The following is a 21,352-nucleotide window of genomic DNA, read 5'->3' as shown; positions in this document are numbered from 1 at the left end:
TGTTGATTCATGACAACGATATACATCGCGTCCACCATCCGGTTCCCAAGCGGCCACATCCCATTCCCGGCACGTCCGGGAGTGATAATCAAAGATTTGCGGTGACCATAGCCTAGGGGAAACGCCCAGCTCCATTCCGAACCTGGAAGCTAAGACCTAGCACGGCGATGGTACTGCACTCGTTAGGGTGTGGGAGAGTAGCACGTTGCCGCTATACACGTACAGAACCCCGAGTAGGCACCACCTACCCGGGGTTCACTCATACCCCACACACCCAACCACATATTTGTCTGGTGTGCACTGATAACCTATACAGGTTTCTGCTTGGTTTCCGGTCAGACTTCCGGACTGCACGCTCTTTCTTGCTGATGCAGCATCCAAGCCCCAGAAAGGTTATGCCGGGGACGGCACTAGATCATCATGACCTCACCACATGAGCATCTTTCAACACAAGCATCGGAATCCGTAACCACGGGCCCTTCCACACTCCGCAGCGAATCTACGGCTGCTCTTCCGCATTCAGGTACTGCACCCCAGAACGATCGCATTACGCGTCGTCTGCTTGGAGCGGTCATCGCCACAGGCACGTTGGCGTTCATAGGCATTCTTACGGAGACACTGGTTAACGTGCTGTTCCCAGCACTTATGACAGAATTCGGTGTAGGCACCTCGACCATCCAGTGGCTGACGACCGGCTACTTGCTGGTTGTCGCGCTTACGGTCACCACATCCTCATATCTGAAGCGGCGCGTCCCGCTGAAAACACAGTTCTGCATCGCCGTGGGATTGTGCCTTGTAGGTTCGGTCGTGGCTATTGCCGCCATCAACTTTCCGTTGCTGCTGGTCGCCAGAGTATTGCAGGGCTGCGGTACGGGTATAGCCCTACCTCTGATGTTCAATATCATTCTCGAACAGTCACCCAAGTCCAAGATCGGTCAGTTGATGGGTATCGGCAATCTGGTCTGCGCTTCGGCGCCGGCTCTAGGCCCTACTTTCGGCGGTGTCGTGGTATCGCTGGTGTCCTGGCGTTGGGTTTTCGTGCTGATTGTTCCTTTTCTGCTGTTCGCCTTGTTCATAGGTGTGAGATGTATTGAGCAGCCGGTTCCGACCACCGAAGCAAGATTGAGCGTTATCCAATTGTTGTGCATCTCTGTGGCATTCGTGTCGCTGCTCTTTGCCATCGAACAGGGTGGTGCGGCGATAACGGCGATGTCGCTGGGGCAGCATTCTGCATCAGGAATCGTGATGACCGCCGTAGCGCTGTTGGTGTTAGGCATAGCTTCTTTGTGCGCATTCACCTGGATCTCGCGCAAATCCTTCTCCCCCTTGATACGGCTTGGTGTACTGCAAAGCGCGAGCTTCAGATGGCATTTGCTGTCCTATGTCCTCTTTCCCTTCATCACCATCGGGTTGGGATTCGTGATGCCCACCCTTATCCAACTTGGTATGGGAAACAGCTCCTTGGTCGCAGGGCTGTCGGTGCTGCCGGGAGCGGTATTCGGAGCTGTAATGGCACCGCTGGGAGGGATGCTGCTCGATAGAATCGGCGCAAACAAGCCGATATTCGCAGGCTTTGGCGTAGCCTTCATAGGTCTGCTGTTGCTATGCCTTTTGGGCAGCGATGCCGGTCTGTTGGCCTTGGGTGTGTTCTACTGCATCTATATGGTGGGTTTCTCCACTGCATATTCGAATATCATGACAGACGCACTGAATGAGCTTCCACCCGAGCTGAAAGCGGACGGAAACGCCATGTTCAGCACACTCCAGCAGCTGATGGGCGCCGTAGGTACCACGGTGATGTCGGTGTTCATCGCAGTGGCACAGGCTGGGCAGGGAACAGCAGGAAGCAGGAAATACGCGCTGGCTACCGTCGCAGGGTCCCGCTCTGCCTTCGTCTGTATGACCGTGGTCGTGGTCGTCTCGGCGGCAGCCATGCTGCGGGCTATGATGGTGCGTCAACAATCTTCGCGGCAGGGATGACGGAACACTATTCCGGAGGGAATTCGCTTGCCGTCTACTTTCTCATGCCTGCGGTTCATCCGCGTTAGACTTTGAACGGACGCATTGTACGGAGAGGCCTCGCACGCGTGCATCGCGTGCAGACCGATGCACGGATGAGCTGCGGCTCTGCCAGGAATGCAGTGACATGCGAAGACACGGAGGTGGGCCACGACACCGGATTGATGTGGTGGCCATCCATCTGGTGAAAGGGAGTTGCGGATATGAAATACGCGCAATTGGGACGATCAGGAGTAAACGCTTCACGGGTGGCGCTCGGTGTGATGCGCATCGCAGACAAGAGCGGGCAGGACGCGGCCGATATCGTCGGCACTGCATTGGATGCCGGCATCAACTTCTTCGATACCGCCGACGGTTATGCGGGCGGGTTGAGCTCGCAACGCTTCGGCACCGCTTTGAAAGACTGCCATGTTGACCGCGACAGCATCTACATCCAGACGAAATTCGGAATTTTCAGAGATGAACAAAGCGGGAACATCACTCGCTACGATTTCACCAAAGAGCACCTGCTTCAGGCGCTGGATGGTGAACTGGCCAATCTTCAGACCGACTATGTTGATTTCGTGCTGCTGCATCGTCCGGATACTCTGGTGGAGCTGGACCAGTTGGCGGAGGCCTTCAACCAGCTCCAGAATGAGGGGAAGGTACGGCATTTCGGCGTCAGCAACGTCAATCCGATGCAGGTGGAGCTCTTGCAAAGCGCGGTCGACCAAAAATTGGAAGTCAATCAGCTGCAGTTCGGCCTCGGCCATACCGGTATGGTCCAGCAGGAATTCCACGTCAATATGATCGACGCGCCCAGTATCGATCACGATGGCGGATTGATCTCATACAGCAGGCTCAAGCACATGACCATTCAGGCATGGAGCCCTTTCCAATACGGATTCTTCGAGGGGGTGTTCCTCGACAATCCCAAGTTCCCTGCACTCAATGACATGCTCGACCGGGTTGCCGACGATCATGGCGTAAGCCCAAGCGCTATTGCGGTCGCATGGATTCTCAGGCATCCGGCCTTGATGCAGGTGTTGCTCGGGTCGATGACGCCATCGCGGTTGAAGGATATGGCCGCAGGGGTCGACGTGAGGTTAAGTGCTCAGGAATGGTACGATCTCTATGTTGCCGCCGGCAATGATTTGCCGTAAGGGGTGCTGAGCAGTGCACTATTTCGTGCCTCGCAGATGCAGTGCGTCTTCCAAGATCATGTACCACGACCAGACGTCGGCGCGGCGGGCCGCTGAGGAAAGCCGTGTTCAACGCGGAGTCGAGCTTTGGGTATATCGATGCGAGTTGTGTGGTACCTGGCACCTGACCAGCCGAGCACCTGGCAGTGAGGGCTATGCAGCCAAATCGACTGCGTTCAAGCCTCGTTCGCGCAAACGTGGGTACAAGCCCCGACGGCGCTGAGCCGCCATCACGCAGGAGTATGCGGAGCTCAACGATCCGGTGTGAACCCCTGTCGTTCCGCCGGATGGTTGATGCATTTGTGTAGCGGTGCCGGTGACGTGGATATTCTGGCTATCTGTGCACTGAATGAGGCCACAGGTTTGCTGGTGTCGCGCAAGTCGTAATATCGATGCACGATGTCATTGAAACGCTCGAGAGCCGGAGCCATTGATGCCCACTGCCGATCATCAGGATACGTGTCCTGGAAAAACTGCATGTCGTGCGGAAGGCGTGGCTTGCGTTCCGGGCTTTGGTCCGGTTCACCGATCGCGAGTCCAAGAACGGGGAACGTCAGAGGCGGAAGCTTCAGGATGCTGATCAGTCTGTCGATATCGTTGAGCAGCGATCCCAGAATAACGCAGCCAAGCCCCAAGGCATTTGCCGCAGTTTCCATGGCGTGCAGAGCAAGGACCGCATCGTTCTGGGATTGGCTGAAAATATAGCTGCTGTTCAGCGTGAAGCTCTCGGACTCGACATCGATACCCTGTTCCGCTGCAATGCGCGCGTTACGGTGCTGATCGACGATATACACGTATAGCAGAGGAGCTTCTGCGATATACGGTTGCCGTCCGATCTCCGCCAGCTGCCGCTGCACGGAGGGGTCCGTGATACGCACTGCCGACCACGAGTTCAGATATTGGCTTGTCGCCGCATGTTGGGCTGCCGCTTCGAGAATGTCGATGGTATCTTCGGGGATGGGCGCGGAGGTGAAATGACGAATCGAGCGGCGATTCATCAAACACCGAACAACTGCGTTGTTTTGAGATTCGTCTCGGGATTCGTCCCTGTTTGCCGCCGAGGATTTGGTGCGGTCAGAAGATGTTGACATGTCACCATTATGCATGTCCGGCGATGTCTTGGGTAGTGCCGTGGGGCATTACGGTCGAAGAGAGACTCGTCCTGCGTTGATCGCAACCGTCGCTTCAGCGCCTTGCGGCTTTTTTATGGCGATGGTCGACGAAAGCCTCCGAACCCCTATTCGACAGCTGCGAGACGACTGCGGTCACTGCGGCGGATAACGCGGCGAACACCAGACTCATGAAGAAGCCCTCCTGCCGCTCCTCATCATCCAGACCATCCTTGCCGCGCTGCTTGTTCCAGACCATCTTGAATATCTGACCCGCCAACATGCCTGCCAACCCAGGCAATGCGAGTTTGATGATCTTGTCGCTGAAGGAATCCGGATCGTTCTGAGCTTGTGCCTTCATGCTGTCCACCTTTGTATTGACGGAATCGAATGTGGCCGTTAACCGATCGGCTGTCTCGGTGAGGTCGTTGCGCTGTTCGTCTTGAGTCACATCCCACATTATTTCACACCGGAGCTTCCTGCGCCGCGCACTTCACGAGGAACGTATACGGTCGCTGCAGTCCTCTCCAAGCATCCTTAAGACGGTATCGTGCATAGACCCCACCTGTGAGTACAGTGGAGACATGGCTGATTCTCAACACGACGTAAGCAATGACGCTTCGACAGAAGGACCCATCACACAAGGACTCATCGTATTGCTCCGGCACGGGCAGACCGCATGGAGCGTGTCAGGACAGCATACGGGTCGCACCGATATCCCTCTCACCCCGATTGGAGAGACACAGGCCCTCCAGGCAGGTCAACGGCTTGCTGCAGCCTTCGGCGGAAGTTTTTCACCGGATATGGTCTATACGAGTCCTCTGAAAAGGGCACGTACGACGGCCCGACTTGCAGGTTTCCACGACGCGACGGTCGTCGACGGACTGGCTGAGTGGGATTATGGCCGGGCAGAGGGAAGAACCCGGGATGATGTCGCGAAGGCGAATGGCAGTGATTGGGTGCTTTGGCGTGACGGCCCTCAGAGCCTCTCGGAACGACTCGGGGGCGATTGGGATTCCACGCTTCCTTCGGGGGAAACCGTCCACGTCCACAATGGCCCGGGAGAATCCTTGGAGGATGCCGCGAAACGTGCCTCCGGAGTGCTGCAGAATGTTTCGCCGCTTATGGAGCAGGGCAAGGTCGTGGTCATGGTAGCCCATGCGCATATCCTGCGAATTCTGACGACGCAATGGCTGGGGCTGGACCCGCATGCGGCCCGCTTGTTCCGTCTGGATACAGCTCACTACTCGGTGCTTTCCAGGTACAGGGGCGACAACGTGATTAACCACTGGAACTGCTGAGTGCCTTGGTTCGACGATACCGCTGAGGACCGTGGCCGCTGGCATGGTGCATCACCACGGTTTCATGCCGTGTGTCAGGCTCGCACCACATCCGTGCTGGATCTCAGCATGAGCTGCGGTTCGAATATGCGTTGCGGATTATTCGGAAGTTCACCGTCGATGAGTTCCAGAGTCATTCTTGCCGCGGTTCTGGCCATGGCCAGGGGGTCCTGGCGAATGGTGGTCAGACCGGTGTCCTTGGCGTAGATGCCGTCATCAAAGCCAATCACCGACACGTCGCGCGGAACACGAATACCGCTTCGGGCCATTTGGAACATCAGTGGTATGGCCAACCCGTCCTCCTGACAGATGACGGCGGTAGGCATGCTGTCCAAGGTGAAGAGCTGGGTCAGCACATCCGAGATTCTGTTGCCTGAGGCGCTCGCGGTCAGCACACGTGGATCGAGCGAAGCCTCCTTGCAGCACTCGACGAAGGAGTCCTTGCGCTGCTGAACGCTGAAAAACAAGGAATTCATAGGATCGGTCTGCACATATACGATATTGCGATGGCCCAGAGAGAAGACATGTTTGAACGCCAACATGGCACCCAGCTCGTCATTGATCCGGACCGAGGCGTTGTACACGTTGTGAGTGGCCGAATTGATGCCGATGATAGGAACTTTCAAGGTGTTCAGACGTTCGATTTCGGTGTCGGCGACATCGAATGACGCGACGATCACCGCATCGGCGTTCCTGCGGGTTGGCAGCGTGTCGAAGAATGACTTGCGGTCGGAGCTGCTGTCGATCTGGAAAATCGAAATATCGTAACCCGCAGGATGCAGGACCGAATTCAATCCCTCCAGAATCGCAGAATTGAACCATGACCCCAGGCGGTCGCTGAGCAGCAGTGCGATGCGTAACGAAACCCCGGATTTCAGTGCTGTCGCCGAACGAGATATGGAAAAGCCCAAGGTGTTGGCGATGTCCAAGACGGCGGTCTTGGTTTTCTCTGACACGAGTTCCGGGTGGGTGAAGGAGCGGGAAACCGTGGAAATGGACACGCCTGCCTCTTTTGCGACTTCATGGATGGTGGCGGTCATATCTCCTCCTTGTATGGTGTCAGGTTAAGGCATTGCTGTGCGTATTGCGGTTCGGTGATTGAACCTTCCCGTAGCAGTGGTTACCAGCATAGGGCTTCATGCGTGTGCGACCGTGCTCCGGCAGGCTTCGACACACCGGGCACCATGATTTCATGCGGCATCTGGCCGAGAGGGCTCCGGTAGGAGATGCGCCGGCGGCAAGAATACATGCCTGCGTCTCTCTACAACAAGAGCAGGGTGGGTGCGCTACGTGTGCTGCGCGTACCCACCCTGCTCTCAGTGCAACCGGTTGACGGTCTTGATATCAGCCTTGGTTGGCCTTGGTGGTCTCATACTCCGTGGCCCAGCTGTCCACGAATGCTTTCTTCACGCCGTCCCAGTCGCTGGTTCCCTGGGCATATTCCAGCAAGGAGTTGCCAAGGTTCGTCTTCCACTCGTCGCTCGGGTCATAGAGGAATGCCCACTGCACGTTCTTCTTGCCTTCGGCCTGGTATTCGTCCGCGGCCTTCACGATGGGATTGTCTGTTGCGTACTCGCCGGTGAATGTCTTGAACGGTGTGGTGAAGCCCATGGTGTGCGACCATGTTTCGCGTCCCTTGTCCGAAGTGATTAGCCACTTGAGGAAGTCTTTGGTGGCTTTCTGCGATTCTTCGGATGCCTGTTTGTTGACGCACCAGAATGTTTCCGAGCCGGTCGACATGCCATAGTCCTCTTCGCCCGGAATCCCTGTATAGATGGGTAGAACGCCGATCTGATCAGCCTTCAGTCCTCCGGAGACCAAATCCGGCCATGACCACGAGCCGTTCTGGAAGAATACTGCGGCACCCGTAGTGATGTCCGACAGTGAGTCATCCATGGTTTTGCCGCTCAGCGCGCTTGTCGGGACGGTCGAATCCTTGAGATAGAGGTCGGTGATGTTCTTGAACTGCTTGAGATAGGTGCCTTTGATGCTTGAAGGCTGCTTGGTGACATTGTCTTTGGCAAATTCGAAGGCCAGGGGGATGCTCGCCAAGTGGGTGCTCCAACGCCAGTTGCTCGAGGCGTCGAATCCCATTGATGCGAAGGCTCCCTTGACGCCCAGTGCGCTGGCGTTCGTCTGAATCTCATCGGACACGGTCTTCAATGCTTCGAAGTTGTTGATGTCCTTGACGTCCTTGATGGTGGCATTCGGCAGCTCGAAGTACTTCTGCAGGAGGTCTTTGCGGTAGATGATGCCATAGGTTTCCGTCACCACGGGGACGGCGAGAACCTCGTTGCCGTCATCGGATTTGAGGGCCAGATCCGGGTCATTCAGCTGCTTGTAGATCTCCGTGTCGCTCATGTTGGCGGCGTAGTCTTTCCACGTATCGAGACCGCTTTGCCCGAGAACCTGGAACAGCGTCGGGGGCTGGCTTTTGGAGAGTTCAGATTTGAGCGATTGCTGGTAGGTGCCGGAGGCCGCTGTCTGTACGGTGAAGGGGACTCCGGTCTCTTTCGTGTACGCTGCGGCCAGGGCCTTCATGCTGTCTGCGATTTCAGGTTTGTTGTTGAGATAGTAGATGCCCCCCGCAGCGGCGTCCCCGTCATCGGAACTACTTCCGCAGGCCGCTGTGCCAGCCAACATCGCTATCGCTAGAGTTGCAGTTAGTGCCTTATGCGCGACTCTCATATCACCGACTCCTTCTTATTCCCATCAGACTTCTCTGTTTGATGCAGTGAGTGTGAAACCGTTCGGTTTTCGGGATGGCAAGCCACTTTGCCTGCCCCCTTGACTGAAAACGTTAACATATAATCTTCGAAATTGCGAGTCTGAGCAACTGTGGACTGATGTTTTCGGTCCTATTCACCGGTCTTTCGCCCTTTCGCAGACTCCGGACAGGAGTCGAGGGCGTCCATCGTCGGCATGGGTGCGGAATCAGTGAGAACATAGACCGAATCGTTGCTTTGGGCATCGTTTCGTTGCTCCGACAAGGCTTGAGAAGGGAGATTTCGGCTTCCTGATATGCCCTGACGGCTCAGAACCAGGGCAGGAAGCGATGGATTCGAGTTCCTTTGGTGTGATATTTCCTCATGAAAACGATGGCATCAGAAAAGCTTTTCGTCGTCGGGTTCTCGGCATCAAGGTTAACGGCGTGCCGAGTGCGCCACTTCGTGGTTTGATTGATTTGACGCGGAATACCATGAATTTTTCTCCCCGCTTACTCTCGATGGATTCTCGCCATACCGAATGACAGCGTTTGACATTGCTCGACCGGTTTGATAGTTTTTCAGTGTTCGGGTTCCCATTCGGAGTTCGAGAAACCCTGATTCCCGCAAGTAGCGTAAGGGTGCGTTGCTTTTCCGGGTCCTACGGGTGAGGTGTACGGCTTATCTCGAGGAGGAGAAAGTGAGCAACCTATGATTACGATGGTCGGTAAAGCTGTACGTAAGTGGTGGGCGCTTTTTGCGTTGCCAACGTTTGCAGCATTTATTATCGGATTTCTTGTGCCGTTCATAATGGGCATCTACCTGAGCTTTACGAAATTCACCACGGTGACCGATGCCAAATGGGTGGGGCTCCGGAACTACTCCGGCGTTTTCTCCGATAAGGAATTCATTCATGCTCTGTGGTACACCGTGGCCTTCACGGTGATCACCACTATCGTCGTCAACGTGGTGGCCTTCGCCATCGCGTATATGCTGACAAAAACGATGCGCGGTTCAAATTTCTTCAGATCAGTGTTCTTCATGCCGAATCTCATCGGCGGCATCATCCTGGGCTACATATGGCTGCTGCTGCTCAACGGCGTACTGGCGAAGTGGGGAAGATCCATTACCTTCTCGGGAACCTATGGTTTCTGGGGCATGGTGCTGCTGGTTTGCTGGCAGCAGATCGGGTACATGATGATCATCTACATCGCCGGGATGCAGAGCCTGCCCGGAGATGTCATTGAAGCGGCTGCCGTCGATGGCGCCAGCGGTCGTCAGACCCTGACCAAGGTCATCATTCCTCTGATGATGCCGTCAATCACGGTGTGCTCGTTCCTTACGGTGACCAACGGGTTCAAGATGTTCGACCAGAACCTGGCATTGACCAACGGAGCACCTTCGAATAGTTCCGAACTGCTGGCGCTGAACATATTCAGAACCTTCTACGGACGTATCGGATTCGAGGGCGTCGGGCAGGCCAAGGCAGTCGTGTTCTTCGTGATCGTGGCGGTGATCGTGCTGTTGCAGAACCGCCTGACAACAAGCAAAGAGGTGGCAGCATGAGCGACAAGGTCAAGCATGGGGCATGGTGGACAACCTTCTTCACCGTTGTCTCTCTCGCATGGATATTCCCGATCGTATTGGTGTTTATCAACTCCTTCAAGGAGAAGGCGTACATCTCGCAGAACGCTTTCTCCCTTCCCCTGGGCAAAGCCTTCGTGGGCTTCAAGAACTACACCAGAGGCATCGAGCAGACGAATCTGATTTCCAGCTTCGGCTGGACCGTGGTGGTGACGGTCGGATCGGTCTCGCTTATTCTGCTGTGCACCTCGATGTGCGCCTGGTGGATAGTGCGTGTCAACAACTTCTCCGCAAAAACGCTGTACATTCTCTTCCTGTTCAATATGATCGTGCCGTTCCAGATGGTCATGTTCACGCTCTCCAAGATCGCCGACATGCTGGGGTTGAACACCCCCTGGGGATTGTGGATCATCTACCTCGGCTTCGGTGCAGGATTGGCTGTGTTCATCTTCACCGGTGTCATCAAGTCCATTCCGGTCGAACTCGAGGAGTCGGCGATGATCGACGGTGCGAGCGTGCCGCGCATCTTCTTCCAGATTGTGGTCCCGATCATGCGGCCATCGCTGATTTCGGTGGCGATTCTGCAGACGATGTGGATCTGGAACGACTTCCTTCTGCCATATCTCACCTTGGATATGCGTAAGTACAAGACCATGTCAATCGCCATCCAGTACCTTAAGGGCGGCTATGGGTCGGTCGATATGGGCGCGATGATGGGCTGCCTGGTTCTGGCAATCGTGCCGATCGTCGTCTTCTACCTGCTGTGCCAGAAATACATCATCAAAGGTGTGATGGCAGGAGCGGTCAAGGGATAGCGGCAAGTCGGATATCTCTGGCCGGAAGGCCTCCGTGCCGGAGTCTCCAGCACAGGTGCAAGTCGTATGGCAGCGGTTGCAAAGCATGAATGGCGCTTTGCAACCGCTGTTGTATATGCGGCACCGCTGGCTGCGCGGTGCGCTTGAGTGGTTTCCGGGGGAGCGGACGAATCCTCGGAACAACATCATACATAGTGTATGATGTTGTTCATCATGTTCGTCGCATGTTCCTTTCGCTTTCTCAGGCGTTTCGTAAGGTTGAGAACGGTCGCGGGGGGGGGGTGCTGTTTTCGCTTCGATGGGTGGTGCTCTTGTGCGTAGGGTGTGGGTTCTTGCTGTTTTTCGACGCCGCTCTGAGCTTGACTATAGTTCGGGCCGAGCAATCTTTGCCATTTTCGTGTTCGTGTTTTCCATGTTCGTACTGCTGGCTGGTGTGCTCGTCGTGTTTCCGGTCAATCAGGCTGTGGCCGATTCGCCCGATTATGGCCCTGATGGGTATTTCAGAGGAACTGGCGGCAGCGGACCGCAGCTGATTAAGGACGTTGACAGTGAAGCTGATGCCCGTAAGGTGATCTTCGGCAAGTCGGGACAACTATCGAATGCTGCGACGGTTGTCGAGTCCGGCGACCCTCCCACTGTTCAGGTCGATGGCCAGTACCTTTACTTGGCGACGGGACCTCGAACTTCCCGGGTTGTCACGCCTATAGAAAACACATCTTTTCAAGAGAACTCCAAAACAGCCACCACACCGTTGGATGAAGGTGAAGTGCTGTTATGGGCGACTGACATGATGACCAGCACATTCGCGTTTGACGGTGCAACTAACAGCGGTGGTTACTCATGCGGCGACACCGCTTGTAATGGTTTCGATTACGGTACTGTCACGGACGGTGTCGCCTCGTATGAGTCAAGGCTTGCCAAGGTATCCCATGCGCTGGATTCAGAAGAATACTTTTCAGCTCTTGAACTGCGCCAGTTGGGTGACGCTACGCAATTAGTAGGAGTATGCAACCAGATCGCTTGTCACAGTGGCTCTAGCACAGCCGGGACGTCTACAGGCTCATATCGTGTGTTTCCCTTGACTATGGGCGATGCTGGCGAATACTTCAATTACCAAGGTACTACCGCCATGCGCGGCATGGCGCAACGACGGTGTCCAGCGAATTCTTGCGCTTCTGGTGCTGATGGGACTTTGCTGCGTTCCTCTGATTGGCGGAGAATTGGTGTAGTGACGGGTGTGCGCTACGACGGTGCTGCGTACTTCGTAAATGCCTACAACACGAACCACGCCTTGCGGCCTGCTGTTCGTGTGCAGCTAGTTGATTTGCTGCTGTCGGCGGATGCTGACACGCAGGCGCAGGACGGTGTGGGGGATGTGAGGTTGACATTCGTGGATTCGGGTAAGCGGTTGACCTCGTGGATGGGTTGGGTTTCTGGTGTTGCAGGTTCTCGTGAGTTGAAGCTGTTGGGAGAATCGGAATTAGGTTCCGTTCTTGGGTGGAAGATTGTCGACCCGGTTACGAAGAAGGTACTGGGTTCGGGTAGGACAAGTAACGGTGGCAATATGGTGTTGCCCGAGTTGAAGATGACCGATGAGTCGAAGGATTACGACTTGTATGTGTGGGGTCAGCAGGATGGCAGTGCCGCCAGTGGGTTGTCGAATAGGGCGACGGAGCCGGTGAAAACCACCATAAGGGGTTGGCAGGTGGCGTCCTCGAGGCCCTATGAGATTTCGTTGACGGGTATCACGGCGGGCGAGTTGACAGCGTACAAGATCGGTGACTACGCGGAGTCGGTGTTCGATCAGACTGGTGCGCTCAAATCGGTGAGGATATCGACTCCCGCCGATCCAGTGAAGGCCTCGGTGTTGGCGGTTGCGGACGCGACCGGTGCTTCAAGTGTGGATGTGGATAATCCGATGGGTTGGGTGGCCTCGCGATGGTTGGGGTATCCGACTGAACCGTTGTCGGATGATGTGACTTCGGCGTTTAGTCCGTATGCGGGGAGTTTGCAGTTGTTTGCCCAACAGTTGGCTGGTAAGAGTGATGCGGAGCTGGGTGGGGTCAAGAGTATGCCGCTTGCTGGTGTTTCTGGCTCTGCAACGCTTAAGGTGTCTGGTCCGGGCTTGTATTTGATCGTGGATTCCACGCAGTCGTCTGGTGGTTCTTTGCCGATTATCGTGGGTACGAAGGTCTTCAACGAGGCTCTCGGTGATGAAGGTCGTTTCGTGGATTTCGTGGACGCCGGGGTTAAGGGCAAGCCTCGCCTTGGCCAGGCGGCGTTGAAGACCACGGTGACGGATATTGCGAAGCGGATAGTGAACGATGCGGGTATGGATGGCTTCGATGTGGGCTCCGAGGTGGAGTTTGAGATAGCGTTGCGGGTGCCTGACTTGAGTGGGTTCTCGTCGGTGTCGTATGACTCGTATGTGTTCGATGTGGCTGATGTGGCGGCGTCGGGGTTGACGTTGCCTGCTGATGGGTCGGGGGTTGAGGTGTTCGTGGATGCGCTCTCGCCCACCCAGCCGCAGACTTTGCCGCCCTCGTCGATTGTGGTGTCTGGTGATAAGTTGTCGGTGGACGGGTTGAAGGTCTTGTTCGCGGAGTCGGACGGCATTAGTGGTGTGCGGAATAAGAACACGGTGCCTGCGGGTTCGTTGATGCGACTCCGGTACAAGGCGGTGTTGAGTGCGTCGGCTGTGGTGTCGTCTCCTGTTGAGGGGGAGTCGTTGAAGCCGAATGTGAATGCCGTGACCCTGGCCCGCTCCTATACGGACAGTGCGACTGAAGGTTGGACGGATAACAGCGATGGCACGGAATCCATGAGCGCCGCGGCGAACGCCTATACCTTCAAGGTGGATGTGGTGAAGCTGAACAAGGACGACCTGTCGAAGAAGCTTGGTGGCGTGGGGTTCGAGGTGTCGCGTGACGGGCAGAAGTTGAAGTTCACGAAGCTGTCGGATGGCGAGTATCGTCTGGGTGATGCGAGCGGTACCGAGGTGGTAGTGACCAAATCGGATGGCACCTTGTCTCTGCAGGGTGTTGAGGCTCGTGAGCTCTCCTTCAAGGAGACGAATGCTCCGTCCGGTTATTTCAAGGTGTCCGATTTCACGGTGGATGTGCGTCCCGTGTGGAATGCCGACGCCACACAGGTCACGAAGGTCACGTATGCCACGTCCGGCACGAATCTCGCCTATGTGTCCCAGGATGGCGGGCAGGTGGTGGTGCTCGACCCGGCGTGGAGTCTGGCGAACCTGCCCTACACGGGTGGTATGGGTATTCTCGTCCTGCTCGTCGTCGGCGGTCTGGTACTCGCGTTCGCCATCCGCCCCTATATCCTCTCCAAGCGGGCCGAGCGCGACGCGAACCTGGTCTAGCTGTTCCGTCCAGGGGCTTAAACGGAGATAACTGCACTAAAAGGACAGCTTTTTCGGTGAAGTCTCACCGAATTGCTGTCCTTTTAGTGCAGTTATCTTCTGAACGGTCGGATATTCCGTGCTTCATGTGAATCTGGTCTGACCATTTCCCGGAAACTGTGCATATCGGCACGTAAAGTACTCGATTCACGCCTCTTAACATGCCCTATTGCACAGTTTCGCATATCACCCGCTACTTGATGCCTATCCAGGCGCTGGCATCCTGGGGCAGAAGGGCGGGATCGTCCAGCTGGATGGAGCTCAGTATCAGATCACCTTCCGGCAATGCGACTGCATTCTTTCCGAAGTTGGTGATCGAGGCGATTGCCGTATATCCGCTGTTATCCGCCGCTTGGCGGGTGTATGCAATCACTTCGTCGCCCTCGTCCAGCCAAGTGACCGAGGTGTTGTGCGCTGATGTCAGCAATGCCGCCCTATGCGACAGGCATGCCTTGTACAAGGACAGCATGGATGTCGGGTCCTGTTGCTCAACATCGACGGCAAAATCCTTATACCACAGAGGCTGGGGAAGGTGCGGGTCGGCGGACTGACTGCCAGCCGTGGCATCGCTCGGGGAGAATCCAAAAGATGCTCCGGTGCCGAAGCGAGAATCCCAGGACGCCTCGTGCGGTGCATCCTGCGAGTTCCATGGCAATGGGACGCGGCAACCGTCGCGACCTTTTTCCGTATAGCGTCCTCTGGTTCTGAATGGTGTGGGATCTTCGAGACGGTCCCACGGGATGTTGGGAACCTCGAACAGCCCAAGTTCCTCGCCTTGGTAGATATACACTGATCCCGGTAGTGCAGTCTCCATCAGAATCGCCGCCCGTGCACGTCTGGTGCCGAGCTCCCGGTTCTCCTCATAGGTGGTCCCGTCGCGCAATACCCAGTCCTTGGGAAGCTGGTGGGTTGCCTTAGATGGGGCTTGCGGCAGGCCGTATCGGCTCGGGTGCCTCGGTACGTCGTGGTTGCTCATCACCCATGTGGCTGTGGAGCCGGAGGATTTGGCTGCCTGCAGACCGTCACGAATCGCGGTGCGGAAGTCCTGGCTGAACCAGTTGGCGATGGCGAATTCAAAGTTGAAGACCTGACCCAGTTCGTCCGGTGAGGCATACAGATACTGGTGCTCGGGCACCACCCATGCCTCTCCGACAGCGAAGCGCGGAGGATTGTACTCATTGAAGACCTGTCGCCATTCGCGGTAGATGTCATGCACCTGCGCACGATCCCATAGCGGGTGGGTCCCGTCATGCGACAGCGAGTCGTGCACGGTCCAACGCGACAGGTCCTTCATGGAAGCGCCGTCCAGCTTCTTCGCCAGGCCGTGCGCCACATCGACGCGGAATCCGTCGGTCCCATGATCCGACCAGAACCTCAGGGTCTTCTTGAATTCCTCGTGAACCTCCGGATTGTTCCAGTTCAGATCCGGCTGCTCCTTGGCGAAGATATGCAGATACCATTGGCCGTCCTCGACACGTTCCCAGGCTGGACCGCCGAAAAGAGACTGCCAGTCATTAGGAGGGAATTCGCCATTCGGTCCGGAGCCTTCCTTGAAGATATAGCGCTCGCGTGCCGTGGAGCCACGTCCTGCAGCGAGAGCCTCCAGGAACCATGCGTGTTTGTTCGCGGTATGGTTCGGCACAATGTCCACGATGACCTTGATGCCCTCTTGGTGCGCGGCGGACACCATGGCATCGAAATCCTGCATCGTACCGAGTCTCGGGTCGACGTTTCTATAGTCGATGATGTCGTATCCCCCGTCGGCGAGGTCGGAGGGGTAGAAGGGTGAAAGCCATATGGCATCGATGCCGAGCTCACGCAGATACTGCATCTTCGAAGTTATGCCCGGAATATCGCCCAGGCCATCGCCGTTTGCATCTTTGAAGCTTCGTGGATATATCTGATAGACAACGGCTTGCTTCCACCAGTCGTCATTGAGATTGTTATCGGTCATCATCGTCCTTTCTGATGTGGGCCATGGCGCAGATACTTCCCTTGCCGTGGGCCTCTAAATGTGCGTGTATTCGCGTGTCCGGGGTTAATTGAATTTCTGTGATTCAGGCAGCAAGCCGAGCTCGGACTTGTTGTGCGCCCATTCGCTCTTCCATTCTTCGGTGAATGTCGAGCTAAATTTCGCCCAGGTGCCCGTGCCTTGGGCGTACTCGGTTAGGGCGCTCGTGAGGTCCTCCTGCCACTGGGGACTTGGCAACGGGAAGCTGCGCACGTCGTTCTTGCCGGCTTTCTGGTATGCTCGCGCAGCCGTTGTCAGAGGATTGCTGGGTTGGTCGCTGTCGGTGAAAGTGGTGAATGGCACGGAGAAGCCCATCTCCTTGCTCAGGATTTCCTTGCCTTCCTTACTGCTGACCATCCATTTGATGAAGTCGAGGGAAGCCTGCTGATCCTTCTCATCGGCCTTGGCGTTGACCGCCCAGGACGCGTCATAGACTGAGGTCGTTCCGTAGTCTTCCTCCCCCTTGATGCCCATGTAATAGGGGAGCATGCCGAGGTCGTCGTCGGCGACTTCGTGGTTCTTAATCTGGCTGTACGCCCATATGCCGTTCGGGTAGAAGGCGACCTCGCCCAATGCGAATTCGGAGGTCACGTCATCATAGGATTTCGAACTCAGCAACGATGCTTCCGTCGGACTGTTCTTCATTTCGAGGTCGAACAGATCCTTGTAGTTCTTCAGATACGTGCCCTTGATGGTTGCCTCGAAGGTGCTGTCCGCGTCACGGAACTCGTAGAAAAGCGGGAGTCGTGTCATGTGTGCCGCGAAGCGGTATGAGTCGGAGGAGTCCAATCCTGGAGTGGCGAAGGCTGCCTTGATGCCCAGATCGTCCTTGTGTTTCTGCATGTCCTCGGCGACCTTTTTGAGGGTCTCGTAATTGGTGATATCGGCGTCGCTGTGAATCAGCGCATAGCTTTTCGAGGCGTATTCGTTGACGATCTTCTTGTTGTAGATGATGCCGTACCATTCCGCTGCGTAGGGCATCGTGTACACTCCGTCGGAATCCTGATGTGCGTTGGCCTTGCCTTCGTCGGACATCAGTTTGTATACGTCCGTGTCCTGGATGGGTTTGAGATATTGCTTGTATTTGGCGAATTCGTCATAACCTGCCACCGTGAACATCGTGGGTGCGTTGCTTTTGGACAGTTCGGAGGTGAGCGTGGATTCGTAGCTTCCCGAGGCCGCGGTCTGAATGTCGACCTGTACGCCGCTTTCCTTGGTGTAGTCCTCGGCCAGCTGTTTCAGCTGATCCACCACCTCGGGTTTGCCGTTGAGGTAATAGACGTGTCCTTTGTCGCCGCTGGCGCTGCCTCCTCCGCATCCTGCCAGACTCCCCAGTCCGATGATGATGGCGGTGGCGGCGCTTGCGATGGTTTTGAGATTCTTCATTGATTCCCTTCCATGTTGCCGTGGTATTGGCTGGTCATACGCACAGCACCGTGCGGATGACCCCGTGCCTCCGTGCACGGGTTGCTGCGTTGCCGGGCCGTGCCCGCAACAATGAAAACGATAGCATTCACGTAGAGCAACATGCGGGCGTCAGAGCAGATTGATGTCCGCAGCGGCATGGAGTGTGGCTGTGTAAACAATGCGCTTGTATGGCAAGTGTCGCGCGTGCCGGGAGTATGTCGTGCAGTCGGCTCCGATGTATACGTTCTCATATATGCTGGTTGATGGAGACGACGAGATGATGTGGATTGTCCGAAGGAAGGGCTGCGTCATCTGTTGTCAGAAGCTGTTGCACTAGGATTGTTGACACTGGAGTCAATGCACTGGGGGTTCCCGATGGGTATGTTCTCACCTGATTCCGCATTCATGCGAGGTCTGTCCGCCATGATCGACGCGATATGGATCAATCTGCTGCTGATCGTGACCAGCCTGCCGTTGATAACCGTCGGTGCGGCGATGACCGCCGCCCACGACGCGGGGCGAAAGTCCCTGGAGGCACGCGGGCATGTCACCTCGAATTTCTTTGATTCGTTCAAACGCAACTTTGTTCAGTCGACCATCCTTTGGTTGCCGTTCGCAGTCACGGGGCTTGCGCTGGTGTATGCATGGGTGGTGCTGCAGTTCACGCCCCTGCTGATAGTGAAAATCGCGTTCTCGGTGATCTGGTATATCGGCTGGCTGTGGGTCTGGGCGTTGCAGGCCCGATTTGAAAACACCGTGTCCGGGACTTTGAAGAACGCCGTCGTGATCGGTATATCCCGTATAGGTCTCACGGTCGTCATGGCGGTAATCGACGCCCTGATGGCGGCTCTGGTCGTGGCGTCCTGGTTCCTGATGCCGGAGGGCCTGTTTCTGTTGGTGCTGTTCGGATACGGCACGTTGATCATGCTGCATACGCCGTTGCTCGAACGTGGGATGGCCGCCTGGCTCTGAAGGTGGTCCGCCTGGTGTTTTGAAGAATTTGCGGATTCCGGGAATATTCGTTTGCCATCAGAAGTTGAGTGATGTAGGCTCAAGTTTCGAGAGCGGTCGTGTATGAGGTATTGGCACCGCCCAGGAACGTGAGCGGGAAACCGTGAAGGTGCGAGGTGTGATGACCTTGTACGAGTACAACCAGGAGGAAAAAGTTATGGCACGTGCAGTCGGTATTGATTTGGGAACCACGAATTCGTGCATCGCCACACTTGAGGGTGGCGAGCCAACGGTCATCGTGAACGCTGAGGGCATGAGGACTACGCCGTCAGTGGTGGCCTTCAGCAAGTCGGGTGAGATTCTTGTAGGTGAGGTTGCCAAGCGTCAGGCCGTAACCAACGTTGATCGCACCATCAGCTCGGTCAAGCGCCACATGGGCACTGATTGGACCGTCGACATCGACGGCAAGGGCTGGACTCCGCAGGAGATTTCGGCTCAGATTCTCATGAAGCTCAAGAGGGACGCGGAAGCGTATCTCGGCGGCCCGGTGACCGATGCGGTCATCACCTGCCCCGCATACTTCAACGACGCACAGCGTCAGGCGACCAAGGATGCAGGAAAGATCGCGGGTCTGAATGTTCTGCGTATCATCAACGAGCCCACCGCAGCGGCTCTGGCATACGGCCTGGAAAAGGGCAAGGAAGACGAGCGCATCCTGGTCTTCGATCTCGGTGGCGGCACCTTCGATGTCTCGCTGCTGGAAATCGGCAAGGACGATGACGGCTTCTCCACCATTCAGGTGCAGGCCACCAATGGCGATAACAAACTCGGAGGCGACGACTGGGATCAGAAGATCATCGATTGGCTGGTCGGCGAAGTCAAGAACAAGTACGGCGTGGATCTCGCCAAGGACAAGATTGCCCTGCAGCGTCTGAAGGAAGCGGCCGAGCAGGCGAAGAAGGAGCTCAGCTCCTCAAGCTCGACGAATATCTCGATGCAGTATCTGGCCATGACGCCTGACGGCACACCTGTGCACCTCGACGAGACGCTGACGCGTGCCCACTTCGAGGAGATGTCCTCCGACCTGCTCGGGCGTTGCCGCACACCGTTCAACAATGTGCTCTCAGACGCGGGCATCTCAGTCAACGACATCGACCATGTGGTACTGGTCGGCGGTTCGACGCGTATGCCGGCCGTGCAGGAGGCTCGTGAAGGAACTCACCGGCGGCAAGGAAGCGAACAAGTCCGTGAACCCGGATGAGGTCGTAGCAGTCGGCGCCGCAGTGCAGTCCGGTGTCATCAAGGGTGACCGCAAGGATGTGCTGCTGATTGATGTGACCCCGTTGAGCCTCGGAATCGAGACCAAGGGCGGCATCATGACCAAGCTCATCGACCGTAACACCGCCATCCCGACCAAGCGCTCCGAAGTGTTCTCCACCGCGGAGGACAACCAGCCCAGCGTGCTGATTCAGGTGTACCAAGGCGAGCGTGAATTCGCCCGTGACAACAAGCCGCTCGGCACCTTCGAGCTGACCGGAATCGCACCTGCGCCAAGCGGCATGCCTCAGATCGAGGTCACCTTCGACATCGACGCCAACGGCATCGTGCACGTGTCCGCGAAGGACAAGGGCACCGGCAAGGAGCAGTCGATGACCATCACCGGCGGTTCGGGCCTGCCCAAGGACGAGATCGACCGTATGGTCAAGGAGGCCGAGGCGCACGAGTCCGAGGACAAGCAGCGCCGTGAGGATGTGGACACCCGCAACCAGGCCGAATCCTTCGCCTATCAGACCGAAAAGCTGGTCAACGACAACAAGGACAAGCTTTCTGACGAGGTCTCCAAGGAAGTCACCGAGAAGGTCGACGCGTTGAAGGAAGCCCTCAAGGGTGACGATCTCGAGAAGATCAAGTCTGCCCAGACGGAGCTGACCACCGCCGCTCAGAAGATCGGCGAAGCGCTGTACTCACAGCAGCAGGCCCAGGGCGCCGAAGGTGCTCAGGGTGCGGCTGGCGCAGCAGGCGCGGCGCCATCGTCCGAGGACGACGTGGTCGACGCCGAGGTCGTGGACGATGACGACAAGAAGAAGGGCAGCAAGTGATGTCCGAGTTCGACAAGGACGACTACTTGCGGGATATGCCCGATGCCGATTCGCTGGCCGACAAGACCGGCGGCGAATCGGCATCCCCGAAGTCGTCGGCGAAAGCCGATGCACCGGAGGGTTCCGAGAAATCGGATGCCTCCGGCACCTCGGCGGACTCCGACGAGACCAGGCAAGCCGGTCAGGATAAGGCCGATGCCTCGGAAGGCTCCGATAAGGAAGGGCTTACCGATCTCGGCAAGGCGAAGCAGGAGGCCGCGGGTTATCTCGAAGCCCTGCAGCGTGAAAGAGCGGAGTTCATCAACTTTCGCAATCGCACGGTCAAGGAGCAGGACCGCTTCCGGCAGCACGGCATTATCGACGTGCTCACCGCGCTGCTCCCTGCACTCGACGACATCGACAGAATTCGGCAGCATGGCGATCTGGATGATTCCTTCCAGGCCGTCAGCGCGAAGATCGACAAGACCTTCGAGAAGTTCGGTGTCGAGAAGTTCGGGGAAGCCGGTGAGGATTTCGATCCCACCAAGCATGAGGCGATACTGCACAAACCCGATGCGGAAGCCAAGAAGGAGACCGTTGATACGGTCGTCGAATCCGGATATCGCATCGGAGATCGAGTGATTCGCGCGGCGCGTGTCGTCGTGGCCTCGCCTCAGGGAGCTTCGGCCTGAGAAGAGGCGGAAGTCTCGAAGAGACTGACCATCGAGGAAGGAACA

General features: G+C 56.6%; 16 protein-coding genes, 1 rRNA gene and 1 pseudogene. 12 read left to right on the top strand and 6 right to left on the bottom strand.

Features of this window, described 5'->3' with window-relative positions:
• Window positions 1-97: 97 nt before the first annotated feature.
• The 4 genes from rrf to DB51_RS10380 all read left to right on the top strand — a co-directional run bounded on the left by rrf (window position 98) and on the right by DB51_RS10380 (window position 3,423).
• Window positions 98-214: ribosomal RNA gene (gene rrf / locus DB51_RS00405) — 5S ribosomal RNA — on the top strand.
• 206 nt (window positions 215-420) lie between these two features.
• Complete coding sequence (locus tag DB51_RS00400) at window positions 421-1,980, top strand: MFS transporter (RefSeq protein ID WP_034250683.1); 1,560 nt, start codon at window positions 421-423, stop codon at window positions 1,978-1,980.
• Between the two features lie 242 nt (window positions 1,981-2,222).
• The gene (locus DB51_RS00395) at window positions 2,223-3,161 is read left to right on the top strand and encodes an aldo/keto reductase (protein ID WP_034250682.1); all 939 of its coding nucleotides are present in this window, start codon (window positions 2,223-2,225) and stop codon (window positions 3,159-3,161) included.
• A gap of 13 nt (window positions 3,162-3,174) precedes the next feature.
• Complete coding sequence (locus DB51_RS10380) at window positions 3,175-3,423, top strand: hypothetical protein (RefSeq protein ID WP_034250681.1); 249 nt, start codon at window positions 3,175-3,177, stop codon at window positions 3,421-3,423.
• Between the two features lie 28 nt (window positions 3,424-3,451).
• On the opposite strand, the gene DB51_RS00385 is transcribed toward DB51_RS10380, so the two are convergent.
• Window positions 3,452-4,198: a nitroreductase family protein gene (locus DB51_RS00385; protein ID WP_051867101.1), complete on the bottom strand. Its 747-nt coding sequence runs from the start codon at window positions 4,196-4,198 to the stop codon at window positions 3,452-3,454.
• A gap of 187 nt (window positions 4,199-4,385) precedes the next feature.
• Window positions 4,386-4,670: a DUF4235 domain-containing protein gene (locus DB51_RS00380; protein WP_162174588.1), complete on the bottom strand. Its 285-nt coding sequence runs from the start codon at window positions 4,668-4,670 to the stop codon at window positions 4,386-4,388.
• A 223-nt stretch (window positions 4,671-4,893) separates the two neighbouring features.
• Here DB51_RS00380 and DB51_RS00375 point away from each other — a divergent pair, with 223 nt between their 5' ends.
• Window positions 4,894-5,610: a histidine phosphatase family protein gene (locus DB51_RS00375; RefSeq protein WP_034250679.1), complete on the top strand. Its 717-nt coding sequence runs from the start codon at window positions 4,894-4,896 to the stop codon at window positions 5,608-5,610.
• 74 nt (window positions 5,611-5,684) lie between these two features.
• Here the strand turns inward: DB51_RS00375 and DB51_RS00370 are convergent, their stop codons facing one another.
• Both DB51_RS00370 and DB51_RS00365 read right to left on the bottom strand, forming a co-directional pair.
• Window positions 5,685-6,689 (bottom strand): LacI family DNA-binding transcriptional regulator, encoded by a 1,005-nt coding sequence (locus tag DB51_RS00370; RefSeq protein ID WP_034250678.1) that lies wholly within the window; start codon window positions 6,687-6,689, stop codon window positions 5,685-5,687.
• 304 nt (window positions 6,690-6,993) lie between these two features.
• On the bottom strand, window positions 6,994-8,337 hold the full coding sequence (locus DB51_RS00365) for an ABC transporter substrate-binding protein (RefSeq protein ID WP_034250677.1): 1,344 nt from the start codon (window positions 8,335-8,337) through the stop codon (window positions 6,994-6,996).
• A gap of 367 nt (window positions 8,338-8,704) precedes the next feature.
• Here DB51_RS00365 and DB51_RS10105 point away from each other — a divergent pair, with 367 nt between their 5' ends.
• The 4 genes from DB51_RS10105 to DB51_RS00350 all read left to right on the top strand — a co-directional run bounded on the left by DB51_RS10105 (window position 8,705) and on the right by DB51_RS00350 (window position 14,129).
• On the top strand, window positions 8,705-8,899 hold the full coding sequence (locus DB51_RS10105) for a hypothetical protein (protein ID WP_156958165.1): 195 nt from the start codon (window positions 8,705-8,707) through the stop codon (window positions 8,897-8,899).
• A 166-nt stretch (window positions 8,900-9,065) separates the two neighbouring features.
• The gene (locus DB51_RS00360) at window positions 9,066-9,920 is read left to right on the top strand and encodes a carbohydrate ABC transporter permease (protein ID WP_034250676.1); all 855 of its coding nucleotides are present in this window, start codon (window positions 9,066-9,068) and stop codon (window positions 9,918-9,920) included.
• Window positions 9,917-10,753, top strand: a complete 837-nt coding sequence (locus DB51_RS00355) for a carbohydrate ABC transporter permease (RefSeq protein ID WP_034250675.1) — start codon at window positions 9,917-9,919, stop codon at window positions 10,751-10,753. The genes DB51_RS00360 and DB51_RS00355 overlap by 4 nt, the downstream gene beginning before the upstream one ends.
• 412 nt (window positions 10,754-11,165) lie before the next feature.
• Entirely contained in the window at window positions 11,166-14,129 is a 2,964-nt protein-coding gene (locus tag DB51_RS00350) for a SpaA isopeptide-forming pilin-related protein (RefSeq protein ID WP_238548274.1), read from the top strand.
• A 232-nt stretch (window positions 14,130-14,361) separates the two neighbouring features.
• On the opposite strand, the gene DB51_RS00345 is transcribed toward DB51_RS00350, so the two are convergent.
• A complete protein-coding gene (locus DB51_RS00345; RefSeq protein ID WP_034250673.1) occupies window positions 14,362-16,122 on the bottom strand; it encodes a glycoside hydrolase family 13 protein in 1,761 nt (586 codons plus the stop codon).
• An 84-nt stretch (window positions 16,123-16,206) separates the two neighbouring features.
• Window positions 16,207-17,565 carry an ABC transporter substrate-binding protein gene (locus DB51_RS00340; RefSeq protein WP_034250672.1) on the bottom strand — a complete coding sequence of 453 codons (1,359 nt, stop codon included), beginning with the start codon at window positions 17,563-17,565 and terminating at the stop codon, window positions 16,207-16,209.
• Window positions 17,566-17,961: 396 nt separating this feature from the next.
• Here DB51_RS00340 and DB51_RS00335 point away from each other — a divergent pair, with 396 nt between their 5' ends.
• From DB51_RS00335 to grpE, 3 genes and pseudogenes are all read left to right on the top strand, one after another.
• Entirely contained in the window at window positions 17,962-18,558 is a 597-nt protein-coding gene (locus DB51_RS00335; protein WP_034250671.1) for a YesL family protein, read from the top strand.
• 196 nt (window positions 18,559-18,754) lie between these two features.
• Window positions 18,755-20,636: pseudogene (dnaK, locus tag DB51_RS00330) on the top strand (molecular chaperone DnaK).
• A complete protein-coding gene (grpE, locus tag DB51_RS00325) occupies window positions 20,636-21,307 on the top strand; it encodes a nucleotide exchange factor GrpE (protein WP_034250670.1) in 672 nt (223 codons plus the stop codon). The pseudogene dnaK and the gene grpE overlap by 1 nt, the downstream one beginning before the upstream one ends.
• Window positions 21,308-21,352: the final 45 nt, after the last annotated feature.

The organism is Bifidobacterium crudilactis, from assembly GCF_000738005.1.
GTDB classification, from domain to species: domain Bacteria; phylum Actinomycetota; class Actinomycetes; order Actinomycetales; family Bifidobacteriaceae; genus Bombiscardovia; species Bombiscardovia crudilactis.
This window is presented reverse-complemented; position numbering and strand designations above follow the sequence as displayed.